Annotated in this window: 12 protein-coding genes and 1 pseudogene; 6 read left to right on the top strand and 7 right to left on the bottom strand. The window is 72.4% G+C overall.

Features of this window, described 5'->3' with window-relative positions; all coding sequences use genetic code 11:
* Positions 1 to 126 precede the first annotated feature (126 nt).
* Positions 127 to 525 (bottom strand): hypothetical protein, encoded by a 399-nt coding sequence (locus ACFV0O_RS11000; RefSeq protein WP_380339328.1) that lies wholly within the window; start codon positions 523 to 525, stop codon positions 127 to 129.
* A 190-nt stretch (positions 526 to 715) separates the two neighbouring features.
* Here ACFV0O_RS11000 and ACFV0O_RS10995 point away from each other — a divergent pair, with 190 nt between their 5' ends.
* Positions 716 to 1,444 carry a DUF6193 family natural product biosynthesis protein gene (locus ACFV0O_RS10995; RefSeq protein ID WP_380339325.1) on the top strand — a complete coding sequence of 243 codons (729 nt, stop codon included), beginning with the start codon at positions 716 to 718 and terminating at the stop codon, positions 1,442 to 1,444.
* Positions 1,441 to 1,737, top strand: a complete 297-nt coding sequence (locus tag ACFV0O_RS10990) for a hypothetical protein (RefSeq protein WP_380339323.1) — start codon at positions 1,441 to 1,443, stop codon at positions 1,735 to 1,737. Before ACFV0O_RS10995 ends, ACFV0O_RS10990 begins: the two co-directional genes overlap by 4 nt.
* 46 nt (positions 1,738 to 1,783) lie before the next feature.
* Here ACFV0O_RS10990 and ACFV0O_RS10985 read toward each other — a convergent pair whose 3' ends face one another.
* The 4 genes from ACFV0O_RS10985 to ACFV0O_RS10970 form a co-directional block, all read right to left on the bottom strand.
* Entirely contained in the window at positions 1,784 to 2,389 is a 606-nt protein-coding gene (locus ACFV0O_RS10985) for an HAAS signaling domain-containing protein (RefSeq protein ID WP_380339320.1), read from the bottom strand.
* Entirely contained in the window at positions 2,386 to 2,766 is a 381-nt protein-coding gene (locus tag ACFV0O_RS10980; RefSeq protein ID WP_360253302.1) for a PadR family transcriptional regulator, read from the bottom strand. The genes ACFV0O_RS10985 and ACFV0O_RS10980 overlap by 4 nt, the downstream gene beginning before the upstream one ends.
* 105 nt (positions 2,767 to 2,871) lie before the next feature.
* Positions 2,872 to 3,057: a DUF397 domain-containing protein gene (locus ACFV0O_RS10975; RefSeq protein WP_380339316.1), complete on the bottom strand. Its 186-nt coding sequence runs from the start codon at positions 3,055 to 3,057 to the stop codon at positions 2,872 to 2,874.
* A gap of 6 nt (positions 3,058 to 3,063) precedes the next feature.
* Positions 3,064 to 3,909 carry a helix-turn-helix domain-containing protein gene (locus ACFV0O_RS10970; RefSeq protein WP_380339313.1) on the bottom strand — a complete coding sequence of 282 codons (846 nt, stop codon included), beginning with the start codon at positions 3,907 to 3,909 and terminating at the stop codon, positions 3,064 to 3,066.
* A 227-nt stretch (positions 3,910 to 4,136) separates the two neighbouring features.
* Between ACFV0O_RS10970 and ACFV0O_RS10965 the strand changes: the two genes are divergently transcribed.
* From ACFV0O_RS10965 to ACFV0O_RS10955, 3 genes are all read left to right on the top strand, one after another.
* Positions 4,137 to 4,505, top strand: coding sequence for an ATP-binding protein (locus ACFV0O_RS10965; protein ID WP_380339310.1), 369 nt, complete (start codon positions 4,137 to 4,139; stop codon positions 4,503 to 4,505).
* Positions 4,502 to 4,756, top strand: coding sequence for a hypothetical protein (locus ACFV0O_RS10960; RefSeq protein WP_380339307.1), 255 nt, complete (start codon positions 4,502 to 4,504; stop codon positions 4,754 to 4,756). The genes ACFV0O_RS10965 and ACFV0O_RS10960 overlap by 4 nt, the downstream gene beginning before the upstream one ends.
* A gap of 106 nt (positions 4,757 to 4,862) precedes the next feature.
* A complete protein-coding gene (locus ACFV0O_RS10955) occupies positions 4,863 to 5,198 on the top strand; it encodes an NIPSNAP family protein (protein ID WP_380339304.1) in 336 nt (111 codons plus the stop codon).
* 57 nt (positions 5,199 to 5,255) lie between these two features.
* Here the strand turns inward: ACFV0O_RS10955 and ACFV0O_RS10950 are convergent.
* Positions 5,256 to 5,597: pseudogene (locus ACFV0O_RS10950) on the bottom strand (MarR family winged helix-turn-helix transcriptional regulator); the annotation flags it as partial.
* On the opposite strand from ACFV0O_RS10950, the gene ACFV0O_RS10945 reads away from it, so the two are divergent.
* Complete coding sequence (locus ACFV0O_RS10945) at positions 5,596 to 7,071, top strand: MFS transporter (RefSeq protein WP_380339301.1); 1,476 nt, start codon at positions 5,596 to 5,598, stop codon at positions 7,069 to 7,071. The pseudogene ACFV0O_RS10950 and the gene ACFV0O_RS10945 sit on opposite strands and share 2 nt — an antisense overlap.
* 55 nt (positions 7,072 to 7,126) lie before the next feature.
* Here the strand turns inward: ACFV0O_RS10945 and ACFV0O_RS10940 are convergent, their stop codons facing one another.
* A complete protein-coding gene (locus tag ACFV0O_RS10940) occupies positions 7,127 to 7,972 on the bottom strand; it encodes an SDR family oxidoreductase (RefSeq protein ID WP_380339298.1) in 846 nt (281 codons plus the stop codon).
* Between the last annotated feature and the right edge of the window lie 249 nt (positions 7,973 to 8,221).

The following is an 8,221-nucleotide window of genomic DNA, read 5'->3' as shown; positions in this document are numbered from 1 at the left end:
GCTCGCCGCTGTCCGGGCGCGCGCGCCCCCGCGCGGGGGGGGAGGTCCTCGAGCGGGGGGGGGGGCGGGCCCGGGCGCGGGGGGCGGGGGGGCCGGGGGGGGCGCGGGGGGCCGGCAGCCGGGCGGCTACCAGCGGTCGATGCCCATGACCTTCGCCGCGTTGTGGATGGCGTTGTAGTGCGGGATCGACATGTCGGACTTCTTCTGGCCCGCGGGCAGGTTCTTGTCGGCCGCGCGGAACTCGTCCCGGGCGGAGGCGAGCAGGCTGGTGCCGTAGGAGACCGGGACGTCGTTCTTGCCGTGGATCGGGTGTGACTTGGCGGCGGTCTGGCTGCCCGCGTTGGCGAGGATGCTGCGGGCCTGGTTGTAGGCGTCGGCCTTGACCGTCTTCGGGTTGCGGACCTGCGCCTGCACCCCTGCCACCGGCTGGGCCTGTTCGGCGGCGGTGGCGACGGGCGCGGCGGCGGCGCAGAGGGCGCCGGCGGTCACGAGGACGGCGAGGGCGTTCCGGAGGTTCCGGTCCATGGGAATGCCTTTCGGTGAATGATCGTCAAAGTTGCTCCGGCGCACCGCATGTGTGAACGGTGCGGGTGCGAACGCCTTCGTCACTACCCAGGCCCTCCGCAGCGGAAAACCGCCTTCCGCTCGGAGAGTTCGGCAGCGATCCGATCAAGCCGTTCTCGATCGGCGACGGCCGTGTCGCCATACTGGCGCGATGGAATCCGCGTTCTACGCCGACGTCATCGCCGCCGGCGGCCTGACCGCCGCGCTGGAACGGGCGGCGGCAGACCTGGCCCTGGACGTCACGGTGCTGCCGGCCGACTCGGACCGGACGGCGAGCATCGCGGCGCCCGCCCCCGGGCGGGAACCGCTCGACATCCACCTGGAGGACGGGTGGCGGTACTTCGGCGTCGACGGCTGGAGCCGGGGGGTGGCGATGATCGGGGGCGGTACCCCGGACCTCGGTGACGTCGTCTGGGCGGGCGCGGCCTGGGGACGCGGTACGAGTCTGCCGGAGCTGCGCGCGCTGCTGCCGTGGGTGGAGTACGGCGAGTTCGCGGAGGCGGCGGACCGCAGCCCGGCCGCCGCGGTCGACGTGGCGTGGCGCCTGCTGCGGGAGTGTGCGGCGGAGATGCCGGAGTTCCGGGAGTTCGGCGCGGCGCTGGAAGCGGCGTACCGGCAGCCGCGACTGCGGCAGCTGCTCCCGTTCTCCAGCGTGAGCCGGCTGGGCTTCCGGTCCAGCGTCGGCCACGTGTACCCGCCGGCGGTGGTCATCGTCCCGGCCCGTGACGGCGGCCCCTACCGGGTGCAGCGCACCCTCGACCGGGAGACCGACGGCGACCTGCTCGGCGAGGTCCCGACGGCGACGCAAGCCGCCGCCCTCGCCGCGGCCCACGTCCCCGCCGACCTCGGTCCGGCCGTCGCCGGGCCCGACGACCTGTGAGCGGCGACGGCACGGGCGCGGACGCCCCGGGCGGTGCCGGGCAGCCCGGCCCCGACGAGATCGAGTGGTGGTTCGCCGCCGTCGCGGACGGCCGGGTGAGCAGGGACGCGGCCGACCGCTGGGCCGGGCGCTGGTACCTGGACGATGAACTGCACTGGGACGAACCGTCCCTGCGGGCACTGAGCCGGCTGTACGGCATCGACCTGCGGTCCGGGCCCGGGGAGCCGTACCTGCACGACGAGGCCCAGGTGCGGGAGTGGCTGGCCGAGTTCAGGCGCCGCCGGGCCGGGTGAGGGCGCGGGCGGGGCCGGTGCCTCGGGCCGTGAGGGCGGCTCGGGCTCAGGCCGTGGCGGCGGCGCCGCGCAGGCGGGCGGCGGATCGGGCCAGCAGTGCCGCCGCGAGCAGGACCGGGCTGAACCCCAGGGCGTACGCGGCGAGCAGGTTGGTCGCGGTCAGCCCCGTCGAGGAGATCGCGACGAAGGCGGCGGCGGCCAGCGGCGTGGTCAGGATGGGTGCGAGCAGGAGCAGGGTGGCCCGCTTCTTCTGCTCGCGGCTCCACATCCGGGACCTGGTGACGCGGACGGCGGCGGTGACGGCGGCCGCCAGCGCGAGCAGGGGCCCGGCGACCGGGAGCAGGAGCAGCGGGAACGGGAGCACCGCGAGGAGCAGCGTCACGTTGGTGCGACGGGCGCTCTCCGGCTCGGGAAGGGTCAGCCCGTCCTCGGCGAGCGCGGCGTCGGCGATCTGCCGGGGGGTGCCGAGCTGTTCCAGGACCCGGCGGACGGCGGCCTCGTCGGCGGGGCCATGCTCGGCGAGCGAGACCTCGACGTGTTCGCGCAGGTCGGCGAGGAGTTCGCGGCGGCGCTCCTCGGGGAGAGGGGCGGTGTAGCGGGTGACCGCGTCGAGGTGGGCGCGGACCAGGGGGTGCTCGATGGGGTTGTTCACGGGTTCTCTCCCGGGTCGAGGACGTGGTCGACGGTTTCGCGGAAGGCGGGCCAGAGGGTGGTGAACTCCCGCAGCGCTTCGCGGCCGGTGTCGGTGAGCGTGTAGTAGCGGCGGGACGGTCCGCTGGCCGAGTCGCGGAGGAAGGTCTCGGCGAGCCCGGCGCGGCGCAGCCGGGAGAGCAGGGGGTAGATCGTCCCCTGGCTGGTGGCCAGCATCGGGAAGCGGCCGAGTTCCTGGAGCAGTTCGACGCCGTAGCGCGGGCCGTCCTTGAGTAGGGCCAGTACGCAGTACTCCAGCACGCCCTTGCGCAGCTGGGTCGCCACGGGTCCGTCGGGGGCCTCGGCGGGCCCGTCCGGGTTGGTGATGCCAGGTACCATGCATCACAAGGTAGCAGGCGGAACAAGGTAGCGCGACGGACCGACCCGCCGGAGAGAACGAAACGGCCCGCCGGAGAGCCGGCGGGCCGTGGGTGGGGGAGCGGGTCAGACGTCGAACTCGCCGTTGCGGATGGCGGAGACGAGGTCACGCCATTCGGCGGGGGTGAGTTGGGCGACGGCCTCGGGCAGAAGGCTGCTGCGGACGTACACGGCGTCCGGGCCTATGGCCACCTCCGGGCAGTTATTGCCGTCGCCGCAAGCGTTCGGCTTGCGCCAAGCGAGATCTTCCACGGGGCCTCACAGGCTATTCAGGATGCTGGAGATCGCCTCACGGGAGGCTGATGGATCGAGCGCGCGATCGCGCATCGCCCCCAGGATGCTCCGGTAGTTCTCCAGCTGGTTCATCTCGGTCAGGAACGTTGGCGATCTTACGGAGTCCAGCTGAACCGTATCGAGGCGGGGCACGGGTCCACTCGCGTACAGTGCGGCCTGACCTGCCCCTTTGAAGCCGCCGGCCTTGAACTCCAGCACGCGCAGGGTCACATTGCTTGCTTCTGAGAGTGTGAGCAGGTGCTTCAGCTGTTCCCTGGCAACAGCTGCTCCTCCGAACTCCATCCGAAGTGCGGCCTCGTGCACGATCGCTTCGTAGCTGAGCGGATCGCTTCGCGTCAGTAGCTCTGCTCGGCGCATCCGATTCTCGACTCGCGCTTCGATGTTCAGGGGTCGTAGAGGCGGATGGACCTCTCGGAAGATCGCTCGTGCTGTCTCCTCCGTCTGCATGAGTCCTGGCACGTGACAGATCTGATACGTCACCAGCGCGCTCGCGTAGTGCTCGACCTCGGAGATTTCGAGAATTCCGGCAGGGACGAGGCCTCTGTGCTCCTCCCACCACCCCTTGGTTCGGTCGGCGGCCATCGCGGCAACGGCGTCGACGTAATCGGAGTCGGCCTCCTCGTACTCGGACGCGAGTGCGAGGACCCGTTCGGCGCTGATCGGGTAGGTGCCCTGCTCGATCAGTGTGACCTTGCTGCGGTCGAGGCCGAGGACGGCGGCAGCATCTCCAGCTGTGCGCCCTGCGGCCTCTCGCATCTTTCGCAGCTCGGTGCCGACGCGCTTGCGGCGTGCGGTTGGGGTAGGTGGCATTTCCCCAGCATCTACCGCCTGCGCAGGACGAGTCCAGCGAGCAGATGGGCACATCTTCTTGGATCAGCTGGCAAATTTGCCATCGCGTGCCCTACAGTCTGTGATGCACCGATCACCGAACGGATCGTCAGAACGCCGCTCGGGCACCGAAGAACACCCATGTCCAGTGGGCTCGTTCACGGCGACGTATCCGCCGGTCTCACCCCTTCCCCTTCCGGGAGACCCCTGTGCGCAACCTCAACTCCCCCTCCCTCACGCTCTCCCGCGACGCCCTGCGTGACGGCATGACCCGTGCCGGCTGGCCGCCCGCCTCCATCGCGGACGCCGAACTCGCCCTGGTCGAACTCATCGTCAACGCCTGGCGTCACGGCGGGACGACCTCCCCGGTCGTCCTCATCCTCTTCCTCGCCGACACCCTCCGCGTCACGGTCTCCGACCGCAGCCCGAGCCTCCCGGAGCAGCAACCCCTGTCCGTCCTGGCCGAGTCGGGCCGGGGCCTGCAGCTCGTCGCCGGCCTCACCCACCGCTGGGGCGTCGACCCCCAGTACCTCGGCAAGAGCGTCTGGTTCGAGCTGCAGCTGGACGGTGCCGCGTGAGCGCCCACCACCCCATCCACCCCGCCGATCCGGCCCTGCTCCACCTCACGGTCCGCCAGCTCTCCGAGCTGATCATCGAACTCCGCACCGAGGGGCGCGAGTTCGGCCTCCTCTGGCCCTCCGCCGCCCCGGGGGAGACCAATCTGCACGGCCTGCGCCTCGTCAACCTCGGCAACATCCCGGCCAGCACGCTGATCAACCTCCTCGCGCTCCTCCGCGAGTACAGGCGCAACCGTGACGCCCGCCCCTGATCTCCTGCGCACCTGTCCGCTTCCCGCGTAGGCTCTCCGCCCGGCCGGGGGATCCGCCCCCGGCCTGCGGTGCGCCAACTGTGCGCCAACCACCGGGAGAACCAGCGTGATACTCGAACTCCGTACCTACCGCCTGAAGCCGGGCACCCGTGCCGACTTCGTCCGCGTGATGGCCGAGGAGGCCGTTCCGCTGCTCGAAGCGGCCGGCATCCGGGTCGTCGACCACGGGGCTTCACTGGTCGACGAGGACGGGCACGAAGAGGCCTACCTGATCCGGGCGTTCGACTCCGTCGAGCAGCACCGTTCGCAGGAGGACGCCTTCTACGGCAGTGACGTCTGGCGTCAGGGCCCGCGTGAGGCCATCGTCTCGCGCATCGAGAGTCTCCACTCGATCGTGATCGAGGTCGCCGAGGGCGCCGTCGAGGCCTTCAAGCGCTCCTGACGTCCGAGTGGCCCCGTCCGTCCGAGACCCCGGCAGGTCTCGGGCCGCGTGGCCGGGTCACCCCCGGGGCCAGGGCCGCCCGTCGATGTCCTCGATGCTGGTGTTGAACCGGCGCAGGTATCCGGCGAACCGCTCGACGTCCTCCTCCGGCCAGTCGGCCATCACGAGGTCCAGGGCCCGGACGTGGGCCGCGCGTTCGTCGGCCAGCCGCTGCTGTCCTGCCTCCGTCAGCCGGAACTTGCGGGCGATGCCGCCGTCCGGATCGGGGATGCGTTCCAGCAGTCCCGCGCTCTTCAGCGCCGCCGTCTGCCGGTTGAGGGTGGACACGTCCAGGCCGAAGGCGTCGCTCAGCTGTCCGATGGACATCGGACCTTGGGCGTCGACCCGGCTGAGCAGGATGGCGACCCCCGCCCCCCGTACCGGTCCGATCGTCGCCACGCTCGCGTTCACCGGCACCGTCGCCGCGATCATGCAGACCCTGGTCACCCCGCTGATCAGCGAACTGCCCCGACTCCTGCACACCACGGCCTCCAACGCCTCCTGGGTGATCACCGCGACCCTGCTCTCCGCCGCCGTGTTCGTCCCGATCAGCGGCAGCCTCGGTGACCTGCTCGGCAAGCGGACGATGCTGATCGCCTCCTGCGTCCCGCTGCTGCTCGGCTCGGTGCTGTGCGCCCTGTCCTCGTCCGTGGTGCCGATGATCATCGGCCGGGCGCTGCAGGGCATGGGCATGGGTCTGGTGCCGCTCGGCATCAGCCTGCTGCGCGACGTCCTGCCGCCCGAGCGGCTCGGCTCAGCGATCGCGCTGGTCAGCGCGTCCATGGGGATCGGCGGCGGCCTCGGCCTGCCGATCGCCGCCGGTGTCGCCGACTACGCGAGCTGGCGCGTGCTCTTCTGGGGCACCGCCGCCCTGACCGTCGTCATCATCGCGATGATCCGGACCGTGGTCCCCGCCCCGGCGCCCGCCACCCGCCCCGCCCCGGGCTGGCGCTTCGACCTCGTCGGCGCCGCCGGGCTCAGCGTCGGCCTGGTCTGCCTGCTGCTGCCCGTCTCCAAGGGCGGCGACTGGGGCTGGGGCAGCACCCGCACCCTCGGCCTGTTCACCGTCTCGGCCGCCGTCCTGATGCTCTGGGCCCGCTGGGAGCTGCGCGTCGCCGCCCCGCTGGTGGACCTGCGGGTCACCGCCCGTCCCCGGGTGCTGCTGACCAACGTCGCGTCCGTCCTGGTCGGATTCGGCATGTACGCCCAGGCGCTGGTCCTGCCGCAGCTGCTGCAGCTGCCGACGGCCACCGGTTACGGGCTGGGCCAGTCGATGCTGGCGATGGGCCTGTGGATGGCGCCGGGCGGGCTGATGATGATGGTCGTCTCGCCCCTGGGCGGCCGGCTCTCCGCCGCGCGCGGGCCGAAGTTCACCCTGGTCATGGGGGCGCTGGCGATCGCGGCCGGGTACGGGCCGGCGCTGCCGCTGATGGGGTCCACCTGGGGCGTGCTGATCGCCGGGATCGTCTCCAACGGCGGTGTGGGTCTGGCCTACGGTGCGATGCCCGCGCTGATCATGAGCGCGGTCCCGCTGTCCGCGACGGCGTCGGCGAACAGCTTCAACACCCTGATGCGTTCGCTGGGCACCTCGGTGTCCGCCGCCGTCGTCGGCGTGGTGCTGTCGCAGCTGACCGTCACCCTGGGCGGCCACACCCTCCCGTCGGAGGGCGGCTTCCGGGTCGGTCTGGTGATCGGCTGCGGCGTCGCCCTGGTCGCGGCCGCCGTCGCCGCCGTCATCCCCGCCGTCGTCCCCGCCCCGCCGGCTCCCGCGCTGCGGTCGGTGCCCGCCCGGGCGGTCGAGGACGGTGAGGCGGTGAACCCCGCCACCGCCTGACCCGGCGCGGGGTCCGGTCGGGTCCGGCCCGGCGGGGCCGGGCCCCGCACCGCCCCTACCGGAACGCCGACAGGTTGCGAACGGCCCACGCGCCGAAGGGTGCGGCCGGGCGGCCCAGGACCGCCGCCACGTCGGGGCTGATCGTCAGTTCGGCCGGGAGCGGGAGCCCGAGGACGTCCAGCGTTCCGGGGATGACCTGCTCCGGCATGAACCGGGCCAGGTGGGCGTGGGCCTGCTCGCGGGACAGCTCCACGAAGGCGACCTCCTCGCCCAGCGCCTCGGCGAGGGCCGCGGCCTGTCGGCGCGGGCTGATCAGCTCGGGGCCGGTCAGTTCGTAGGTGCGGCCGGCGTGCCCGTCCTCGCGCAGGACGGCCGCGGCGACCGCCGCGATGTCCGCCGGGTCGACGACGGGCAGCGCCACGTCGCCGAACGGGGCGAAGACCGTGCGCTCGGTGCGGACCGTCTCAGCCCAGGCGAAGGCGTTGGAGGCGAAGCCGCCGGGGCGCAGGACGGTGACGTCCCGTCCGGATGCGCCCAGGGCGTCCTCGAACTGCCGCAGCCGGGCGTGCGACGGCGAGTCCGGGCGGGTGGCGCTGACCTGTGAGGAGACCAGGACGATCCGTTCGACCCCGGCGTCCGCGGCGGCGTCCAGCAGGGCCTCCGGGCTCTCGCCCCGGCTGTTGAGCTCGCCGCCCAGCAGCAGGAACAGTGCCCGGGACCCTTCGAGGGCGGGCCGCAGGCCCGCGGTGTCGCCGAGGTGGCCCCGCGCCCAGCGGACGCCGGTCGCGGGGGCGGCGGGCTGCGGCTGCCGGGACACGGCCACCACCTGTTCGCCCGCTCCGGCCAGCAGCTCCACCAGCGTCCGGCCGATGTTGCCGGTGGCGCCCGTCACTGTGATCATCGAGATCCCCTCCCGTTGTGAGTTAGTTGGCTGACTCAGAAAGACCGTAGCACGCGTCCACGGGAGGCTGTCTATAGTCAGTCGGGTGACTGACTCAGTGAATCGGCGCGTCCAGGCGTCGCAGAAGCGTCGGCGGCTCGCGGCCGCCGCGGCCCCGGTCCTCCACGAAAACCGCGGCGAGCGCACCACCCACCCCGACATCGCGCCCGAGGCGGACCTCCCGCTCGGGAACGGCTACGACAACATCAA

This window comes from Kitasatospora sp. NPDC059577 (genome assembly GCF_042735475.1).
Taxonomy (GTDB): Bacteria; Actinomycetota; Actinomycetes; order Streptomycetales; family Streptomycetaceae; genus Kitasatospora.
Note: the sequence above shows the minus strand (reverse complement) of the source record. Positions and strands in the feature narration are given on the sequence as shown.